Source organism: Ruegeria sp. CDSA079 (genome assembly GCF_059612245.1).
This window is the reverse complement of the sequence record NZ_JBXWQF010000010.1, coordinates 26,152-43,885: the sequence shown is the minus strand read 5'-3', so window position 1 is coordinate 43,885 and position 17,734 is coordinate 26,152. Positions and strand designations below refer to the sequence as shown.

Here is a 17,734-nt window from a genome sequence, read left to right as displayed (position 1 = left end):
CAAGGTTGTATAAGCTCTTACGAACAAGCCCGCGGTCGAAATGACGGAAAAGCGCCAAGGGGGTAACCATCTCATAACCGTCCGCCGACCGAATACCTTGGCGTTTGCAAATAGCGAACAGAAGGGCAATCGAATGGCACAAACAAAGAAGATGCTGGATCCGGACCCTCGGATTTACGACTTCGAAACAGAATATGAACTGGGGCAGGACAACGTCCGGCCATTTGGTCTGGATATTCACAACCCGGTTTTTCTGATCTCAAGTATTTTGATCTTTGCTTTCGTTCTGATCGCATTGGCCAACCAAGAGGCGACGGCCACGTTCTTTGGCTGGCTCCGGCCCTGGCTAACCAGTACGTTTGACTGGTTTCTGGTTCTTTCGGTTGATGCAATCACGCTGTTTTGCCTGGTTCTGATTATTCTGCCGGTGGGCAGTGTTCGGATCGGTGGCAAGGATGCCAAGCCTGACTATTCCTATGCCGGATGGATCGCGATGATGTTCGCCGCCGGTATTGGTATCGGTCTGCTGTTCTTTGGCGTGATGGAGCCGGTCTATTACAACTTTGCCGAAGACGGGAATGCGCGGCCCTTGGGTATTGATATTGCAGTTCCGGGCAATGAATACATCGGCGTCGTCGGCACAATCCATCACTGGGGCCTGGAAGGATGGGCGGTCTATGCCGCTGTGGGCCTGAGCCTTGCGATTTTCGCCTATAACCTGAACCTGCCACTGACCCTGCGCTCGGCCTTTTATCCGATCCTTGGAGAGCGGGTCTGGGGCTGGTGGGGCCACGCCATCGACACGCTTGCGGTGTTTGCGACGTTGTTTGGCCTGACGACCTCTCTGGGTCTTGGGGCGCAGCAAGTTGCGGCGGGGTTAAACGAAGTGTTTGGCATCGAACCCAGCCCGACCGTGACAGTCCTGCTAATCATCGGCATCACACTGATCGCGCTTGGCTCGGTCCTGATGGGAATGGATGCGGGCGTCAAACGGCTAAGCGAGATCAACATGATCATGGCCGTGGGCCTGTTCATCTTTGTGATCGTCGTTACCGGCGTCGGCACAGCCATCGCGCGGTACTTCAACGTGATGGTGGATTACGTGACGCATCTTCCGGCCTTGTCCAACCCATTCGGGCGGGAAGACACGAGCTATTTCCACGGCTGGACGACCTTCTACTGGGCCTGGTGGATCGCATGGTCGCCGTTTGTGGGCATGTTCATCGCCCGCATTTCCAAGGGCCGCACGGTGCGTGAGTTCATCCTCTGCGCATTGTTGGCGCCAACGGCTGTCTGCGCACTGTGGATGTCGACCTTCGGCGGTGCCGCCATCGACATGCTGAATGTAGGCGGAGCGGAAGGTGTCCGCGCCACAGTGATCGACAGCTATGCCCCCGAGGGCGCGCTGTTTGGTTTCCTGAAAGAGCTGCCGCTTTACGGCATCGTGGCCCCGATCGCACTGGTTCTGATCGTGATCTTCTTTGTTACATCGTCCGACTCGGGTTCGCTGGTGATCGACACGATCACGGCAGGCGGTAAGATGGACGCTCCGGTTGTACAGCGCGTATTCTGGTGCACGCTCGAAGGTTTGGTGGCCATCGCCCTGCTGCTTGGGGGTGGTCTGTCCGCTCTGCAAGGTGCAGCGGTTTCAACAGGGATACCGTTTACACTGGTGGTCCTGATGATGTGCTACTGCTTGTGGCTGGCATTGAAGTCAGAGAAAGCGAAAATGTAGAATTGGGTGTGTTTCAACGACCCAAACGCCCACCGAACAGTGGGCGTTTTTTTGGGTTCTGTCGAGTGCGCATAAGGAACGGTGACTTTCACGGCTATATATACGCTCACCAGTATGAAAAAAGCTGCGTTAGGCGGCGCTGTGTTTGTGGCCAAGCGTTGGAAACCCAAGCTTTATGATACCGTTGAAACAGGGAAGTATCCAACTTTGCCTTAGGCAGAGAACCTTGCCCGCATTTTCAAGTATTCTCGGGCTGAGCTATTGCGTTGACGTTGAATCCTCTGAATAGGACTTTCACTGCAAAATAAACTGCTTTGAACCACTTTGGGAGGAACAAGTGTCAATTGTTGATGTTCTGGCTGCGCGCCTGATTGAAGATGTCAAATCCAATGACCTGTCAGGCAACTTCCTGATGCTTGGGCGGCAGGACTGGGTGGGCGCGCGCCGGTCGGCATCCGCAGACTTGTTCAGGGAAACCTTGCAGAAACACTTGCCCGGCGTGACCGAAGCCGATCTTTGCAACTCGGAGGATGGTTACTCGGAAACCTTCTTTCGGAAACTGGGGTTCTCTGAAGTGGACTCTTTGGATTATTCGGACTTCGAAGGTGCGAGCATTGTTCAGGATCTCGCCGGGGATTTGCCTGACACTCTGGTTGGTAGATTCGACGTCATTTATGATGGTGGCACCTGCGAGCACGTTTTCGACTTGCCGACCGCCTACCGGAACATTGACACGATGCTTAAGCCCGGTGGGGTGTTTATTGCACACTCTCCTTCGAACAATTGGATCAATCACGGCTTTTATCAGATTTGCCCAGAGATCGTGTATGGCTTCTGGGTCAATGCGATGAACTACGAGGCTCTGAAATGTGTGTGGCAACCGTTAAGGCCATATGCCGCGCGTAATGTGGTGAAAATGACGGACCCCAACAAGACAAAGAAACGTCCGCGCCCGCTTGGGTCATTTAATCCCGGATTGCCGGTGCTTTTGGATTATGTGGTCCGAAAACCGTTTGCTGATACAGGGAAACCCGCCAGCGTGTCGCAAAGTGACTATGCCACGCGTTGGGAAAAACACGCTGATAGCTAACAGCGGTGCGTCTCGATAGAGCTTCCTTGGCGTTCAATGGTTTTCCAACCGTTGTGGCACGTTCTGAGGGGTATGAAATCTTGATCCCAGTTCAGGTTAAATGCGCATGCCCTGCTGAAGCAGATCGTACCATGCCGCGTAGCAATTGAGGTTCTGTGTTGTCGTTTTTTGATTTCTGTGGAGTGTGCATAAGTCGGGGTGGTTTTCACGGTATTTTGACTGGACTTACGCGTTCGCCAATACGAACAAAGCCGCGTCGGGCTGACGCTATTGTTGTGGCCGGGCGATGGGGGACCAAGCGATAGGACGCTATTGTAACGGGGAAGTTCCCAACTTAATAACGACGTAAGACGAAATGAACTCAATGGTTTGTTTGGTTTTGAACACCACGGGTCAAGAGTGTTAGGATTGAATATTGGTTGCGATTAATTTTACCACGTTGCTGCAAAATGGTTCGCAGACTGTCGTTGATGCCGATGGTGATGTTGTTGTCGTAACTGCAACCTTCTCAAGTGACTTCTTCGTCAATGGTTCCGGCGACGTACAATCCGACAATGCGGTGGATACCAATCCGGATTCGTTCACCCTGACCTTCTCGAAACCGGTCAAGGATTTCACTTTCACGGTTGGTGATGTGAACTCGAACGGGTTTGGTGGCGGTTTCAACGACCAAATCACAGTTCAGTCAACGCTTGACGGGTCGCCTGTTGTAACAAATCTGAATTTTGGAACCAGTGGCACAACCGCTGTGTACGAAGCGCCCTTTGGCACGAACGTGACGGAAACCGTGACAGTTCCAGGTCCACTTGATCAGATCACACTCACCAATTTTGACCCGGATCAGCAGCATGGCTGGTTGTTTTTGACGACCGGCGACATTGGCGATGTCGTGTGCTTCACCAATGGTACGCAGATCGAGACTGACGATGGCCCGAAATCAGTCGAGGATCTTGTCCCCGGCGATAGGGTTTTAACCCGCGACAACGGATATCAACCGCTGCGTTGGATCGGCAGGAAAGAAGTCTCGACAGATCGGCTTCGCGAAAACCGAAAGCTGCGCCCTGTGCGCATTAAGGCAGGTGCATTGTCTTCTGGTCTGCCATGCCGGGATCTGGTTGTGTCCCGCCAACACAGAATGCTCGCCGTGTCCGAAATTGCGAGACGCATGTTCGGAGCTTTAGAAATCCTGGTTCCAGCCCATAAACTTACTGAGCTTCCAGACGTTGAAGTCGAAGATCCGGTTCAGCCAATAACGTATTATCATCTTCTGTTCGATGGCCACGAAATCATCTATGCGGAAGGGACACCTACAGAGAGCATGCATACTGGACCAGAAGCGATGAAAACATTGCCTCCGGAAGCCTTGGAAGAAATCTTCCAGCTGTTTCCCGAGTTGGCTGAACGTGGTGCTCAGGAAAAGCTTGCAAGGTTTACACCAAAGGGGCGGCAACAGAGAAGTTTTATTGCCCGCCTCGAAAAGAACAACCAGCCGTTTGTCGCCACGGTCTGATTTGATTGGCCGGCATAGCCGATGTTGGTTCTGCGCTGTCATGCAGTTTGACCCGCAAGAAATGCGGGAATGCAACGCCAGGATTCAAATCCCCTTAAAAAGGAAAACACCCGCCAAAATGGCGGGCGTTCAAGTCAGATTATCCGGGTCTGAGGACCCGTAAAAATCGCAAAAGCGCTTAGCGGCGGATGCCCAGCTTTTTGATCAGGTCCTGGTAACGCGCTTCTTCTTTGCCCTTCAGGTAGTCCAGCAGCTTACGGCGCTGAGCAACCATTTTCAGCAGACCGCGACGACCGTGGTTGTCTTTTTTGTGGGTCTTGAAGTGCTCGGTCAGGGTGTTGATGCGCGAGGTCAGGATTGCAACCTGGACTTCAGGCGAACCGGTGTCGCCGTCCTTGGTTGCGAATTCTTTCATGACGCGTGCTTTATCAGCGGCAGTGATCGACATCGGGGTCTCCTTCATAGGTTAGAGTTGATGGCGCAGGCCGGGATGTCGTCCAGCACAGGCCCATGGAGAAAACCGCACCGATTCCGATGCGGATGGGCGCGTATAGGCGCATTTTCGTCAAATGGCAAAGGGAATCTACGGCTTCAGACCATGTGGCCGTATTGCGCAAGTTGCGCTTCTGTAATCAGTTGAATATCGGCGATGGTCATCCCCTCGGCCCCGTATACCTGCGCTACGTCCTGACCGTTGATGATCACGCGTGTCAGATTGGCGTTGTCAGTGTCGGGTTCAACTTCAATCTCGGGGGTGGTCTCATCCTCCCAGGTAACGAGCAGCTTGTCCTCACCGGGCTGGAAGCCCATGACGGTGACTTCTTCGTCACCCGGGCTCAATACGATGTCATCTGCGCCCTGACCGCCGGTCACCACATCCCCTGAGCCCGCTACAATGGTATCATCCCCATCCCCGCCGTTCAGGAAATCCTTTTCGGCAACGCCCTCTTCGATGCCGAACACAAAGTCGTCCCCGTCGCCGCCAAAGATCGCATCTTCGCCTGCGCCGCCTGACAGGACGTCATCCCCAAAGCCGCCCTGCAATGCGTCGTCATCGGCCCCGCCTGCCAGTGTATCGTCCCCCTGACCGCCATAAAGCTCATCTTCGCCATCGCCCCCGTCCAGAGTGTCGTCGCCAAAATGCCCGAACAGAGCGTCATCGCCCGTGTCGCCAAACAGCAGGTCGTCATCCGCTTCGCCATGCAGGACATCGTCGTCCTGTCCGCCATAGATGGTGTCCATCCCGTCGCCACCATGCAGAACGTCATCTCCTTTTCCGCCTTGGATCGTATCGTCACCGCCATAGCCGTTGATCTGATCCACGCCGTCCTCTCCGGTAATGACATCGGGACCGTCACCCCCGGCAATCACCAGATCGCCTTCGAATTCCGAAATCACGATACCAGTGGACAGGGGTGTGACCTCGGTTTCGACGGGGTCTTCGACATTTTCGCCGATATCCAGAAATTCTCCGGTTTCGACGCTGGTTTCTGCGTCATCTTCGGGGATGTCATCTGACACGTCCTCGTCTTCGATCAGCATGTCGCTCATCGCGTACGCTGCACCGCCAATGGCGGCCAGTCCGATCAATCCGGCCAGAAACATGACACCCCTCCAATAGCAGAATGCTCCGAGGGTGAATGTTTCATGCTGCGGGCAGCGACGTCAAAGGCAAGTCGTTGAAATGGTTAATACTTTGTCACCATCGCTCAGGCTTCTGGGTGTAGGCGATGTAAAGGGGATGCTTGGGGTGGCCGTCTTTGGTCAGACCCAGATGGAACAGTGGTTGACCCGTGTTGCGCAACAGCTGTTCAACTGCCGGGCCACGGTCCAAATGCGCACCATGGGTGCCCCAGGCGGCGATGACCTGATCGGCCCAATTCACACCGTCCAGAATGGCTGCGTCATTCGCAGGCCCGACTGGGTCGGCAGCGGCACGCATCTTGCGTGGGTCGGTGTCGCGCCAGGCAAAGATGTTGGTAACCTGAAACGCGCCAAAACCCAACGCCCGCGCACGCCGTTCGCAGCGTTCCACCGTGGGGTCGTTCTGCACCTCGGTCGCGGTCGAGGGGTTCAGCATCACAAACAATGCCTTCCGCCCCGCCGCATCCCAGACACGGGTCAGGCTATAGCGGTACTTTTCGCAATCGGAGTAGATAGCGGTCGAGGGCGCGTCGCCCTTGGTATGCGTTCGGGTGATCATGCCATCCGCCTAACACGTGGTTCAGGCGACGAACACCCGGCTGGGGTGCAACTCGCCCGATTTGTAGATGCCCACTGCCACCGCCTTGCCATCCAGCGAGGCCCAGGCTTCATCGCCGTATTCGACGTCTGACGCCAATACCATACCCGGATTGCCGTTGCGCAAACGGGTGGCGCCCTCGGCAGTGCACTTCAGCTCGGGCAGGTCCGACAGGCCGGTTTCCAGAGGGTGCAGATACGCGTCCAGCGCGGTGGTCTTGGCCATCTCGTCGATCTGTTCGATGGTCATGCCATCTTCGGCCTCGAAAGGGCCGGACCAGACGCGGCGCAGTTCCTTGACGTGGCCGTGACATCCCAATGCCTCACCCAGATCGCGCGCAATCGAGCGCACATAGCCACCCTTGCCGCAAGTCATTTCCAACACCACGTGATCTTCATCGGGGCGGTCGACAAGGACCAGTTCCTCGACCCAAAGGGGCCGGGCGGTTAGTTCCACATCTTCGCCATCGCGGGCCAGCTTGTAGGCGCGCTGACCGTTAACTTTTACCGCCGAGAACTTTGGCGGGACCTGCATGATGTCGCCCAGAAACGGGGTTAGCGCCGCTTTGATGTCCTGATCCGTAGGGCGCGCATCGCCTTGTGCGATCACTTCGCCCTCGGCATCGTCGGTATTGGTGGCCTGACCCAGCCGCACAGTGAACGTGTAGGCTTTCAGCGCATCGGTGATGTAAGGAACGGTCTTTGTCGCCTCGCCCAGGGCCACGGCCAGAACGCCAGTCGCCTCAGGATCCAATGTGCCCGCATGGCCCGCCTTTTTGGCGTCCATCGCCCAACGCACCTTATTGACCACGGCGGTCGAAGTCATGCCCGCAGGCTTGTCCACCACCAGCCAACCGGAAATGTCACGACCCTTGCGTTTACGTCCCATCTTGCACCTTGCCCTTTGCTGAGGCGCGCGAGTTAGCGGATCATACCCGCCCTGTCAATTTGCCGGCATATCCTCGACTACGCCGACGATGGGCCCCAACGAGAATCCCAGATCCGAGCGGTTACTCGCCCGGTCAAACATCCGCGAGATATTGCCATCCAGAAACAGCGCGTTCGGGGTATCCAGCACATCGCGGAACAGGCTGCCGAATTCATGGAAGGTGACATAATCCTCGGAGATTGCAAAAACGGCCCGCGTTCCATCGGCGCTGGTACCCACGCCGTTGCGGATATAGCGCGATGTCGAATCGGGCAGAAAGCGAGGGTGCAGTGCGCCGTCGATCACCAGCATAGGGCCGGATTGGGTGGCAAAGCGGCAGGTGGGGGCTTGATCCACAAAATCCAGCGTTTCGAAAACATCAGCGCGCCCGTCGCGGATGCAGAACACTCCATTGGGCAGCAGGCCGAAATTTCCAGGACCGGGGTTCGGGATTACCCGCATCTGCTCCTGCCCGTCCTCGACGTAATGACCAACGGGCGAGCGGTCGTCGTGATACATACCCGCGTTCATCGCAAAAGCCAGCCGTTTGCCCTCGGGCGCAAGTGTCTCGTTGACCGAGGAGAAATGCCCCAGCACTTCGCCGTCTTCGCCATTCAGAAACAAGCGCAGGTCTGCGGCGGACGCGTCAACTTCGCAGACGGTATAACGCAGATCCTCATGGGTCAGATTTTCACACGTAACCGCAAAGGCTTGTGCGGCGCACAAGATCGCGCCCAATGTCGTTAGAGTGCGGATCACTCGTCCAGATCGCGGCGCACCGCGTCCTGCTGGAACATGCGGCGGGTGTCGTCCAGACGGTCAAACGTGTCATCCAGGCGGAATCTCAGATCGGGCGAGAATTTTAGGTTCAGTTTTTTGCCGATCACGCGCCGCAGCTCACCCTTGTTGCGGGCGAGCAGTTCGATCACGTCCTCCTGCCCCTTACCGCCCAAGGGCAGCACAAAGGCGGTTGCGATCTTCAGATCGGGCGAGGTGCGCACCTCACCTACGGTGATCGACATGCGGTTCAGGTCGGGGTCGTGGATATCTCCGCGCGCCAGAACTTCGGACAGTGTGCGGCGGATCAGTTCGCCGACACGCAGCTGTCGTTGGGACGGGCCGGGGCCATCGTGGAATTTGTTCTTTGCCATATCTCCGATCTAAGCCCAAAGCGGGGCTTTGCCAAGCGGGCGCGAACGGGGTAGGAGGCTTTGAGCCGAATTCGAGAAAGGACCAGCGCAATGACCCATATTCCGGGGATCGTCATCACAGGGGCTTCGGGCCGTATGGGGCAGATGCTGATCAAGACTGTCACCGACAGCGATCAGGCGCGTCTGGTTGGCGTGGTCGAGCGCAAAGGGCATGACTGGATCGGTCAGGATGTGGGTACGGCCATGGGCGGGCAGGCGCTGGGTGTCATCGTGACCGATGACCCGTTGGAAGCATTCGCACAGGCGCAAGCGGTGATCGATTTTACCGCGCCCGAAGCGACTTTGGAATTTGCCGCTCTGGCTGCGCAGGCGCGCTGTGTCCACGTGATCGGGACAACCGGCATGTCCGACGACCAAATCGCGGCGCTGGAACCTGCCGCGCGCCATGCAGTGATCGTGCGGGCCGGGAATATGAGTCTTGGCGTGAACCTTCTGGTGCAACTGACCAACAAGGTTGCTGCGGCGTTGGATGAAGATTTCGACATCGAGATCATCGAAGGCCATCACCACCACAAGGTTGACGCGCCCTCGGGCACGGCACTGATGCTGGGTGAGGCGGCTGCTGAGGGGCGCGGCGTCAAGCTGGCGGATGTGTCTGATCGGGGTCGCGATGGCATCACCGGCGCGCGCAAGCGCGGTGACATCGGCTTCCACGCCATTCGCGGCGGCGACATTGTTGGTGAACATGATGTGCTGTTCGCCGCGCCCGGAGAACGCATCGTCCTGCGTCATTTGGCCAGCGACCGCGCGATCTTTGCCCGTGGTGCACTCAAGGCCGCGCTGTGGGGGCAGGGCAAGGCACCCGGACAATACGATATGGTGGACGTGCTGGGGTTGTGAGCCAGTTTACAACCCTGTTTCGCATTCATAACCCTTTACGATTGCAGAAAAACAAACCCAGACTGACTTCAACAAGAGAAGGTCAGGTATGGTGCCGAATTATCAGGTAGTTGAAACGGATGAAGTTGGTAACGCTGCTGCGGTCATCATAGACGGCGAACGCTATCTGGCATTCAACCCCGAATGGCTGGCGCAGTACGAGGCGGACCCCAATGCGCGCTGGCAGCTATATGGCGTCATGGCGCATGAGGTCGGTCATCACCTGCAGGGGCATACCATTACCGGTACAGGATCACGTCCGCCGACCGAATTGGAAGCAGACGAATACGCAGGCTTCATCCTGGCAGCACTCGGAGCGAACCTGGAAGAGGCGCAGTCTCTTTGGGCCACGCTGCCAGCAGAGGGGTCAGTGACGCACCCACCGCAACATCAACGCCTCGCGGCTGTTGAGCGTGGCTGGTTGCGTCGAAAAGGACAGTCACCTGCCACAGCAACTCCGGCTGCACAGCCGCCGGCTGGCAGGGCAGATCTGCGCTTGCCGACTATGGTCCAGTATCGTGGGTCAACTTTGAGATCACTGAAGTTTATCCCGGAACACATTATCAGGACACGGCCATCACCGAGCTCGCATTCGATTGATCACGAGTGACTGCCGGTCGCACGGTTCAATGACGCCTCACCGCCTTTTTGAATGGGGGCTAAAACAGCAATTGCCGTGTTTGCATGTCAAGATTCGAGTTCTGACTTTTATCCTCGTAGACGGATCGTCTTTCAAAGCTAAAGTTCTGCTATGGGTATGTTGAAATCTGGAGTGGTGCCGGGCCTTCTTTTGGCGCTGTTTTATCTGACGCTACTGCCTTTTGTTGTGCATGGGTTTGGTATGATTGGCGTTGGGCTGTCGGACAAAGCAGCCACGCAAAGCTACCTGTTTGCCGATGGCCAGATTGTCGCCAATACGGCCATGACGTTGCACATCCTGGCTGGCACATTGTTGCTCATGCTTGTGCCGCTTCAACTGCTGAAAGGCCTTCGCCTCAGGTACAACCGATTTCACCGCGCGTTGGGAACTGGCTTGGTTGCGTTGGCGCTGATGACCGGGGCGGCGGGCATGACATATATCCCATTACGCGGAACAATCGGCGGCCCAGTGATGTCTGCTGCCTTCTTTCTGTATGGCCTCTGCCTGTTCACTGCGGCCTTAATGGTGGCGCGCATGGCCCTGACCGGGGATCGCGCAAGACATTGGAGCTGGGGGTTGCGGCTGTTCTGGCTGGCGCTGGGGTCGTGGCTGTATCGGGTGCATTACACACTTTGGTATCTGGCGACCGGTGGTCTTGGGTCAGAGCCCGATTTCTCGGGCCCTTTTGATCTGGTTCAGAACTTTGCGTTCTACGTGCCGTATTTGCTGGCCGTGCAGGTTTGGATCGTGCGCAGACGGTCAGGGCATCAAGGGGATTTGTTTACAGGTTCCTGATCTTGTCTTCGCGCAATGAGCAGGCCAGATACACGCCGAATTCCTTGCCAATATCCGCGCTGACCCGGGCATGAACGGCCCCTTGACGGTCAAGAAAGCGCTGATTGTCTTCGACCGGGAAAATCCCTTCGTGCCAGATACCGGGGTGGATATACAAACCGCGCGATCCGTCACACCAGAATGCCACCACCTTGTCGGGGGTCAGGTTATCTCCGGGAAGGGCAGCTGGCACGATGAACGGCTTGTTGTCCAGCGGCCAGAACATCTGCCCTCCATCCGGGTGGTAGTTCATGTGCCACAGAAGCACCTGATCCCGTGGCGTGGTTTGCCGGTCCGTCTGCGCGTTCTGAGGATCGGCAGACCAGCCAAGAACGTAGTGACCTTTGACCGCTTCGTTTTCGCCATACAGGACATCGCCCTGCCAATCGCATTTGAACGTGCCTTCGACCCAGCCACCTTCGTCACCTGTTCCTTCGTCGATGGGGCGCCAGCCTTGCTGGGGCCAGCGCACTATTTCGATTTCAAAAGATTCAGGGTCATCGACAAGGCAGCCATAACCCTTGACCGTATCTTCCGTTGCCCTAATCAGGGGAACCTCATGCCACGGCAGGGATGGCTTGGAACTGGCTTCGAAAATGTACTCGGGCGCAGTCATGTTGTTCCCAGATGTCTGTCGACCATGCGCTGCACCATCGGTGCAAAATGGGCGAAATCGGGGGTCTCCATATCCGCGCGTTTCCCGGCCTCGTCGAGATAGCGTACTTGAATGATCTCTTTCAGGTTTGGGTTGGCTTCGAATTCGGCTACTTCCTGGGCGCTCATCGGTCCACCTTGCAGTTCCAATGTATGGACCGAGGCGGCAGACAGGCGGTTGAAATATTCGGGCTTAGTGGCGCAGAGATACCTCTTGGCCGCCACGTGGTAACGGCAACAATCAGTGATGACCGAGGGGAAGAACTGTTCCAGCACTTCGGCCCCTGCATCCTCGTGATGGCGGTCTTCGGTGTCGTCGGGGTGATAAGTGCCGAACTCGGACGTAAAGTGCCCGATGTCGTGCAGCAACGCGCCGACGATAATTTCTTCGGGTTGACCGTTCTGCTCGGCGATGGTGGCCCCTTGCAGCATGTGCTCGGCCATGGTGACGGGTTCACCCAAATATTCTTCGCCGCCGCGACGTTCAAAGATGTCGCCAATGAAGGCCACGATGTTTTCCCTGTTCAAAGTTGAGAAATCGGGTTTCATTCCGCTGCCTCCGGTTGGGCCATCTGCATCGCAGCCAGCGTCGACAGCAGACCATCCTTGTCGGCGTAACACCCCTGCAACCAACGCGAACCCGCACCGGAATAGCCCAGCCGTGCGTGCAGAACGCGGGTGTTGTCGACGATAAAGCTTTCACCCGGTTCCAGTTTGAACGACACGCCCATGGCCGGGTCGTCGATGATCTCGCCTAGCTGACGATAGGCGGCGTAATAAGCTTCCATCTTGTCGAATGGTACGTCCACGAAAGGCGCGGACGAACGGTTGTTGAAGCGGATGCCGATCAATTCCCCATCCGGAGACAGCTCGATCATCGGACGGCGCGACCGCAGCCAGACCCCGTCTGAACCTTTGTATTCAAACCGTGCTGGGTGGCCTGCCAGTAGGGCAAAACCCTCGGGGTTCTGTGCGCGCAGTTTTTCGGCAGCGCGAAAACCATCGACCACGATCGAGTCGCCACCTTCGGCTGAGTTCTCAAGACAATAGAGGATTTGTAGCGTAGGTACCGGGTCGCGATAGGGATTATCGGTATGGGCCTGCAAACCCAGCCCGGTATAAGCGAGGTTGGTCGGGTTCACCTCGGTCCGCACTTCGAAATAGGGGCCATAGTTGGTTTCACGCACATAGCCGAACAGGCCCGCAACTTTCAGCAGCGATTCCGGCTCGGTTGGCCCGCCCGTCAGCTTGGCGAAGCCGAATTCTGCCACAGAAGCCAGCCAATTGCGCTTGGCTGCAGGGCTGGCATGGACCTCGTTCCAATCGCCGCTGGGTGCTTCGATGCCGCGTTCCCATGTCTTTATACCCGGTGAGATACGACCCAGTGCTACATCTTGATCGCGGTCGTAACTGTGTTCGGCCAGCCAGTCGGCCGGGAAGGTAACAGTCTTGCCTTCAGGCTGGAACGTGACCTGCAAACCGCCCGAAACAACCTCGGCTGCACTGACCGAGATGTTTGCAGGGATATCGCCGATGGTGATCAGACGCTGGCCGTTTCCGGGCGCGCGGGTTTCGGGGTCCAGCGCGTTGTCGCGCAGCCAGATGGCGTGAAAGCGGGCTTGGGTTCCGGTGTCAAACGCGACGGTGACGACCGAGGTGTCGTGGGTGGCAGAGCGCAGCATGGGGGTCTCCTGTTCAGCGCGGGCTTTAGTTGAGCAGATAGGCTGTTCGTGGCATTACGACAATTAATCCTTATTTCGGCTGAGGCTTGGAAAATCTTATGGCTAAAAAGAAGATCGGACTGCCACCTCTGGACTGGTTGCGCGTGTTCGAGGCAGCGGGGCGTTTGGGTGGGTTCTCGGCCGCAGCCAAAGAGTTTGGTTTGACACAGGCCGCTGTCAGCCAACGGATCGGAAACCTCGAGGCTTGGCTGGGCCGGTCTTTGTTCGTACGTGAGGCACGGGGTGTTTCGCTTACTGTGGAAGGCGAGAGCTATTTGCCGCTAGTGCAAGACAGCCTGCAAGCGTTGGAGCGCAACACCGAGGATTTGTTCGGGAAGTCCCCGCGTGAGTTGCGGGTGGCCGGGTTGTCTTCGAACATTCATGCGCTGGTCCTGCCTGCTCTACCTGCCTTCCACCAGTTGTGGCCCAAGGTGGGGGTGATGACGGACTCGGTTGCACGGCGGTCTTCGCTGGATGAAGAACGCACGTGGCTGCAAATCCGATATGGCCGAGGCATGTGGGTGGGGCGCGATGCGGCTTTGATCGCGCGCGAGGTCCTTGTGCCCATGGCGGCCCCGGGTGTCGATTGGGGCGCACCTTTGATCGATTTGCGTGGTGAACGCCCCGGTTGGCGAGAATGGGCCCAGAAATGCGATCAACAGGATGTACCGCCGTCCCAAATCAGTTTTGATTCGATGGAGCATTCGATCTCGGCGGCGCGGCGCGGGCTTGGTGTGGTGCTGGGGTCGGTTCCCCTGGCCTCGGCCGATCTTCAAGAGGGGCGATTGCGCAGGTTGGACCAGCCTGAACTTCAAACCAAAGACGGGTATTGGCTGACATGGCCCGAAGACCGGGCAAAGTCCAAGAAACAGCGCGCATTGATCGAGGATTTCTTGCAGGCGCTGCGCGGCTGATCGTTCAGAAATCGATCGCGATACCCTTCTTTTCCCAATCACCATAACGGGCGGGGTCCGGTCCATCGCGCCCGCCCAGTTCCTTGGGCAGTTCCTTGGCCTTGGCTTCGGCTTTGCGTCGGCGCTCTTCCGCTTCGGCCAGTGCGCGCTGGGCGGCGGGGGGCAGATCTTTGCGGTCGTCAGTCATGACATCGGCTTCCTTTCCGTGCTGCGTCTTGATATACGCCCGCGTCCGCCAATGGCAATGCGGGCGCAGGTCACATGAAGGCGGTACAATGGAAAACAGCGCAACTGCAGCACGGCGCAGCGCAATCTATCTTCTCGATCAGGTCCTTGGGGAAGGCCGCCTGTTGCCCGAATGTCTCGCAGCGGGCGCATTGGACCGGCTGGGGCCTGAAGATCGCGCGCGTGCTCAGCGGTTGGCGTTGGAGACCTTGCGCGGACTGGAACGCGCCGACAGGTTGCTGGAAAACCATCTGAACCGCACACCCGCCCTAACGGTTCATAACGCGCTGAGATTGGGCGCGGTTGAGCTGTGCAACGGTGAAGCCGCGCATGGCGTGGTGAATTCGATGGTCGAGATCATCAGCCGTTCGCGCAAGCATGGGCGTCTTAAGGGTCTGGTTAACGCAGTTCTGCGCAAAGTGGCAGCCGAAGGGCCGGAAGCCTGGCCCAAGATGCGTGTCCCACGTTTGCCAAAATGGCTTCGCGATCCCCTGATCATGGCGTGGGGCGCGGATGCCGTGGCCGGGATGGAGCAGGCGCATTTCGCCGGTGCACCGCTTGATCTGACTTTGAAGCCGGGGGCGGCAGGCCCTTCGGGTAATGTGTTGCCGACAGGCTCAATTCGCTTGCAGGATGCCGGTCAGGTTTCGACCCTGCCGGGGTACAAAGCCGGGGATTGGTGGGTGCAGGATGCGGCGGCTGCTTTGCCAGTTCGCGTTCTGGCGCCCAAGGCGGGCGAGAAGGTGCTGGACCTTTGTGCAGCGCCCGGAGGTAAAACGATGCAAATGGCAGCCGCCGGGGTGGATGTTACGGCGCTGGATGTGTCGGGCTCTCGGATGGACCGGGTGCGTGAAAACCTTGCACGGACCGGATTGAAGGCGGAGGTTGTTGTTGCGGATGCGCTGGAGCATCAAGGCCAGTACGATGCGATCCTGCTGGATGCGCCGTGTTCGGCCACGGGTACGATCCGACGGCACCCAGATTTGCCGTTTGCCAAGGATGGGTCTGAATTCGGTGGATTGATTGAACTTCAGTCCCAGATGCTCGCCCATGCCTGGGGCTTGTTGAAACCCGGTGGACGCCTGGTCTATTGCACCTGTTCCTTGTTGCCGGATGAAGGTGAGGTGCAGGTCGAAGAGGCGCTGGAGATGTATCCCGATATGAGCGTGGATCGCGACGCAACGAACATACCGGGTGTCGAAGCTGGGTGGATGACCGACGAGGGCGGCCTGCGTCTGCGACCTGACTACTGGCCGGATAATGGTGGCATGGATGGGTTCTATATTGCCTGTCTGACCAAATCCGCCTGAGTGTACGCTTTTCGATGACTTGACGATCGGCGCGGTCTATCGTTGGGTCTCAAGCGCCAGCAGAGCGCAAGGGGCAGAGTAACGCGAGACATGTCGAACTCGGACACCATGACCAGTCGGTGGATGCGGTTTCAAAACCGTTTCTACGCGCGCCTGAGCCAACGGCAAAAGGCGGTCACGGGATTTGTAGCGCAACCTGATCCGCGCACTGTGGGCTCGTTTGCCCGCGGACGGCAACTGGTCGCCGGAAACCTTTTGTTCGCCGGGTATCTGGTCGAGGCGGAAGATACCGGACTGTGGGATGTCACAGCCCCAAGCGCTGGCTTTGATGATGAACGCCATGGTTTCGCATGGCTGGACGATCTGGCCGCAGTCGGAGACATGCGTGCACGCGAAAAGGCGCAACGTTGGGTCTGGGGCTGGATTGAAGCGCATGGTCGCGGGCAAGGCCCCGGTTGGGTGCCTGACCTGACCGGTCGGCGAGTCATGCGCTGGATCAACCACGCGATCTTTCTGCTGCGTGGTGCAGATGAAAAGCAAAGCAAGCTGTTCTTTCGCTCGCTGGCCCAACAGACATGGTTCCTGTCCAAACGCTGGCAGGCTGCAACCCCGGGCCTGCCCCGATTCGAAGCTTTGGCCGGGCTGGTGCAGGCCGGTTTGGCGTTGGAAGGGTTGGAGCATATGGCTGATCCAGCCTTGCGTGCCCTGGCCAGCGAATGCGACAGGCAGGTGGACGCGCAGGGCGGTATTCCCACCCGAAACCCAGAGGAATTGCTGGAAGTGTTCACACTGCTCAGCTGGACCACGGCGGCACTGAATAATCTGGGGCGCGGTGCGCCTGTCGCGCAGGTCAATGCGATCAAGCGGATTGCGCCGACCCTGCGCAGCCTGCGCCATGCAGATGGGGCGCTGGCGCGGTTCCATGGTGGCGGACGCGGTGTCGAGGGACGTCTGGAACAGGCCCTTGCACAAAGTGGCGTCAAACATAAGGCAGCGACGGAATTACCGATGGGCTACGCCCGCCTGTCCGCTGCACGCACCACCGTAATCGTGGATGCCAGTGCGCCGCCCACCGGTGCCGCGTCGTTCAATGCCCACGCCTCTACTCTGGCGTTCGAGCTGACTTCGGGGCGGCGTCCGTTGATTGTGAATTGCGGGTCTGGGGCCAGTTTCGGGTTGGAATGGCGCCGCGCCGGGCGGGCAACGCCGTCGCATTCGACACTGTGCCTGGATGGATTCTCCAGCGCCCGGCTGGCCAATCCCATGCCCGGCCGCGAAAGTCAGGCGTTGGTGGATGCGCCGCAAGATGTGCCTGTTGATTTCGAAGATGCATTTGAAGGTATCCGCTTCATGGCCGGGCATGACGGGTATGGCAAAGTGTTCGGCCTGACCCATGCGCGGACCTTTGAATTGCGGTTCGATGGTCGTGAGCTGATGGTCGAGGATATTCTGCTGACCGCGACTGACAAGGCAAAGCGCCAGTTTGACAAGGCGTTGGACGCCTCGGGGCTCAAGGGGATCGGGTTTGATATCCGTTTTCATCTGCATCCAGACGTGGATGCAGCGTTGGATCTGGGCGGGGCGGCGGTGTCCATGGCGCTCAAAAGCGGTGAGATTTGGGTTTTCCGCCATGATGGCGTTGGAAAATTGTCCGTCGAGCCAAGCGTTTACCTTGAAAAAGGGCGTTTAAAGCCACGCGCGACAAAACAGATCGTTCTATCTGGCCGCGCAATGGAGTATGCGACGCGCATCCGGTGGACTCTGAGCAAGGCACAGGACACAGCCTATGCCGTGCGCGATACGCACCGGGACGAGCCAGAATTCGACTGACGCCAAAAGGAC

The 17,734-nt window shown here is 57.8% G+C and carries 19 protein-coding genes; 9 read left to right on the top strand and 10 right to left on the bottom strand.

Going from position 1 to position 17,734, the window contains the following annotated elements; translation table 11 throughout:
- The first annotated feature begins 133 nt into the window (after positions 1-133).
- The 3 genes from AC2FJZ_RS12390 (at position 134) to AC2FJZ_RS12380 (ending at position 4,335) form a co-directional block, all read left to right on the top strand.
- Positions 134-1,735, top strand: a complete 1,602-nt coding sequence (locus AC2FJZ_RS12390) for a BCCT family transporter (RefSeq protein WP_496670604.1) — start codon at positions 134-136, stop codon at positions 1,733-1,735.
- 337 nt (positions 1,736-2,072) lie between these two features.
- Entirely contained in the window at positions 2,073-2,825 is a 753-nt protein-coding gene (locus tag AC2FJZ_RS12385) for a class I SAM-dependent methyltransferase (RefSeq protein WP_496670607.1), read from the top strand.
- Positions 2,826-3,240: 415 nt separating this feature from the next.
- The gene (locus AC2FJZ_RS12380) at positions 3,241-4,335 is read left to right on the top strand and encodes a Hint domain-containing protein (RefSeq protein ID WP_496777863.1); all 1,095 of its coding nucleotides are present in this window, start codon (positions 3,241-3,243) and stop codon (positions 4,333-4,335) included.
- Positions 4,336-4,513: 178 nt separating this feature from the next.
- Here the strand turns inward: AC2FJZ_RS12380 and rpsO are convergent, their stop codons facing one another.
- The 6 genes from rpsO to rbfA form a co-directional block, all read right to left on the bottom strand.
- Positions 4,514-4,783 (bottom strand): 30S ribosomal protein S15, encoded by a 270-nt coding sequence (rpsO, locus tag AC2FJZ_RS12375; RefSeq protein WP_050605082.1) that lies wholly within the window; start codon positions 4,781-4,783, stop codon positions 4,514-4,516.
- A gap of 143 nt (positions 4,784-4,926) precedes the next feature.
- Complete coding sequence (locus AC2FJZ_RS12370) at positions 4,927-5,940, bottom strand: calcium-binding protein (protein ID WP_496777862.1); 1,014 nt, start codon at positions 5,938-5,940, stop codon at positions 4,927-4,929.
- Between the two features lie 94 nt (positions 5,941-6,034).
- Positions 6,035-6,538 (bottom strand): DUF1643 domain-containing protein, encoded by a 504-nt coding sequence (locus tag AC2FJZ_RS12365; RefSeq protein WP_050605081.1) that lies wholly within the window; start codon positions 6,536-6,538, stop codon positions 6,035-6,037.
- A gap of 21 nt (positions 6,539-6,559) precedes the next feature.
- Positions 6,560-7,465, bottom strand: a complete 906-nt coding sequence (gene truB / locus AC2FJZ_RS12360) for a tRNA pseudouridine(55) synthase TruB (RefSeq protein WP_496777861.1) — start codon at positions 7,463-7,465, stop codon at positions 6,560-6,562.
- A gap of 54 nt (positions 7,466-7,519) precedes the next feature.
- Positions 7,520-8,263, bottom strand: a complete 744-nt coding sequence (locus tag AC2FJZ_RS12355) for a phosphodiester glycosidase family protein (protein ID WP_496777859.1) — start codon at positions 8,261-8,263, stop codon at positions 7,520-7,522.
- Positions 8,260-8,655: a 30S ribosome-binding factor RbfA gene (rbfA, locus tag AC2FJZ_RS12350; RefSeq protein WP_050605078.1), complete on the bottom strand. Its 396-nt coding sequence runs from the start codon at positions 8,653-8,655 to the stop codon at positions 8,260-8,262. Before rbfA ends, AC2FJZ_RS12355 begins: the two co-directional genes overlap by 4 nt.
- A gap of 90 nt (positions 8,656-8,745) precedes the next feature.
- Here rbfA and dapB point away from each other — a divergent pair, with 90 nt between their 5' ends.
- From dapB to AC2FJZ_RS12335, 3 genes are all read left to right on the top strand, one after another.
- Positions 8,746-9,555, top strand: a complete 810-nt coding sequence (gene dapB, locus AC2FJZ_RS12345; RefSeq protein ID WP_496777857.1) for a 4-hydroxy-tetrahydrodipicolinate reductase — start codon at positions 8,746-8,748, stop codon at positions 9,553-9,555.
- Between the two features lie 88 nt (positions 9,556-9,643).
- Complete coding sequence (locus AC2FJZ_RS12340; protein WP_496777855.1) at positions 9,644-10,204, top strand: M48 family metalloprotease; 561 nt, start codon at positions 9,644-9,646, stop codon at positions 10,202-10,204.
- Between the two features lie 147 nt (positions 10,205-10,351).
- Positions 10,352-11,029, top strand: coding sequence for a DUF2306 domain-containing protein (locus AC2FJZ_RS12335; protein WP_496777853.1), 678 nt, complete (start codon positions 10,352-10,354; stop codon positions 11,027-11,029).
- Here the strand turns inward: AC2FJZ_RS12335 and AC2FJZ_RS12330 are convergent.
- From AC2FJZ_RS12330 to tmpA, 3 genes are read right to left on the bottom strand one after another with little or no spacing between them, the layout of a single operon-like run.
- Entirely contained in the window at positions 11,016-11,684 is a 669-nt protein-coding gene (locus AC2FJZ_RS12330) for an ureidoglycolate lyase (RefSeq protein WP_496777852.1), read from the bottom strand. The two genes, AC2FJZ_RS12335 and AC2FJZ_RS12330, sit on opposite strands and share 14 nt — an antisense overlap.
- Entirely contained in the window at positions 11,681-12,271 is a 591-nt protein-coding gene (tmpB, locus tag AC2FJZ_RS12325; protein WP_496777851.1) for a (R)-1-hydroxy-2-trimethylaminoethylphosphonate oxygenase, read from the bottom strand. The genes AC2FJZ_RS12330 and tmpB overlap by 4 nt, the downstream gene beginning before the upstream one ends.
- Complete coding sequence (tmpA, locus tag AC2FJZ_RS12320) at positions 12,268-13,404, bottom strand: 2-trimethylaminoethylphosphonate dioxygenase (protein ID WP_496777850.1); 1,137 nt, start codon at positions 13,402-13,404, stop codon at positions 12,268-12,270. The genes tmpB and tmpA overlap by 4 nt, the downstream gene beginning before the upstream one ends.
- A 98-nt stretch (positions 13,405-13,502) precedes the next feature.
- Between tmpA and AC2FJZ_RS12315 the strand changes: the two genes are divergently transcribed.
- Entirely contained in the window at positions 13,503-14,357 is an 855-nt protein-coding gene (locus AC2FJZ_RS12315) for a LysR family transcriptional regulator (protein WP_496777848.1), read from the top strand.
- 4 nt (positions 14,358-14,361) lie between these two features.
- Here AC2FJZ_RS12315 and AC2FJZ_RS12310 read toward each other — a convergent pair whose 3' ends face one another.
- Positions 14,362-14,544, bottom strand: a complete 183-nt coding sequence (locus tag AC2FJZ_RS12310) for a DUF1674 domain-containing protein (protein WP_496777847.1) — start codon at positions 14,542-14,544, stop codon at positions 14,362-14,364.
- A gap of 88 nt (positions 14,545-14,632) precedes the next feature.
- On the opposite strand from AC2FJZ_RS12310, the gene AC2FJZ_RS12305 reads away from it, so the two are divergent.
- Together AC2FJZ_RS12305 and AC2FJZ_RS12300 are read left to right on the top strand one after the other, a co-directional pair.
- On the top strand, positions 14,633-15,892 hold the full coding sequence (locus AC2FJZ_RS12305) for an RsmB/NOP family class I SAM-dependent RNA methyltransferase (protein ID WP_496777845.1): 1,260 nt from the start codon (positions 14,633-14,635) through the stop codon (positions 15,890-15,892).
- Between the two features lie 90 nt (positions 15,893-15,982).
- The gene (locus AC2FJZ_RS12300) at positions 15,983-17,722 is read left to right on the top strand and encodes a heparinase II/III family protein (protein ID WP_496777844.1); all 1,740 of its coding nucleotides are present in this window, start codon (positions 15,983-15,985) and stop codon (positions 17,720-17,722) included.
- The last annotated feature ends 12 nt before the right edge of the window (positions 17,723-17,734 follow it).

Bases quoted from the DNA above. Each gene is read 5' to 3' on its own strand.
- AC2FJZ_RS12390 (WP_496670604.1), top strand. From the start codon at position 134: ATGGCACAAACAAAGAAGATGCTGGATCCGGACCCTCGGATTTACGAC.
- rpsO (WP_050605082.1), bottom strand. From the start codon at position 4,783: ATGTCGATCACTGCCGCTGATAAAGCACGCGTCATGAAAGAATTCGCA.
- AC2FJZ_RS12370 (WP_496777862.1), bottom strand. From the start codon at position 5,940: ATGTTTCTGGCCGGATTGATCGGACTGGCCGCCATTGGCGGTGCAGCG.
- AC2FJZ_RS12365 (WP_050605081.1), bottom strand. From the start codon at position 6,538: ATGATCACCCGAACGCATACCAAGGGCGACGCGCCCTCGACCGCTATC.
- truB (WP_496777861.1), bottom strand. From the start codon at position 7,465: ATGGGACGTAAACGCAAGGGTCGTGACATTTCCGGTTGGCTGGTGGTG.
- rbfA (WP_050605078.1), bottom strand. From the start codon at position 8,655: ATGGCAAAGAACAAATTCCACGATGGCCCCGGCCCGTCCCAACGACAG.
- dapB (WP_496777857.1), top strand. From the start codon at position 8,746: ATGACCCATATTCCGGGGATCGTCATCACAGGGGCTTCGGGCCGTATG.
- AC2FJZ_RS12340 (WP_496777855.1), top strand. From the start codon at position 9,644: ATGGTGCCGAATTATCAGGTAGTTGAAACGGATGAAGTTGGTAACGCT.
- AC2FJZ_RS12335 (WP_496777853.1), top strand. From the start codon at position 10,352: ATGTTGAAATCTGGAGTGGTGCCGGGCCTTCTTTTGGCGCTGTTTTAT.
- AC2FJZ_RS12330 (WP_496777852.1), bottom strand. From the start codon at position 11,684: ATGACTGCGCCCGAGTACATTTTCGAAGCCAGTTCCAAGCCATCCCTG.
- tmpB (WP_496777851.1), bottom strand. From the start codon at position 12,271: ATGAAACCCGATTTCTCAACTTTGAACAGGGAAAACATCGTGGCCTTC.
- tmpA (WP_496777850.1), bottom strand. From the start codon at position 13,404: ATGCTGCGCTCTGCCACCCACGACACCTCGGTCGTCACCGTCGCGTTT.
- AC2FJZ_RS12315 (WP_496777848.1), top strand. From the start codon at position 13,503: ATGGCTAAAAAGAAGATCGGACTGCCACCTCTGGACTGGTTGCGCGTG.
- AC2FJZ_RS12310 (WP_496777847.1), bottom strand. From the start codon at position 14,544: ATGACTGACGACCGCAAAGATCTGCCCCCCGCCGCCCAGCGCGCACTG.
- AC2FJZ_RS12305 (WP_496777845.1), top strand. From the start codon at position 14,633: ATGGAAAACAGCGCAACTGCAGCACGGCGCAGCGCAATCTATCTTCTC.
- AC2FJZ_RS12300 (WP_496777844.1), top strand. From the start codon at position 15,983: ATGTCGAACTCGGACACCATGACCAGTCGGTGGATGCGGTTTCAAAAC.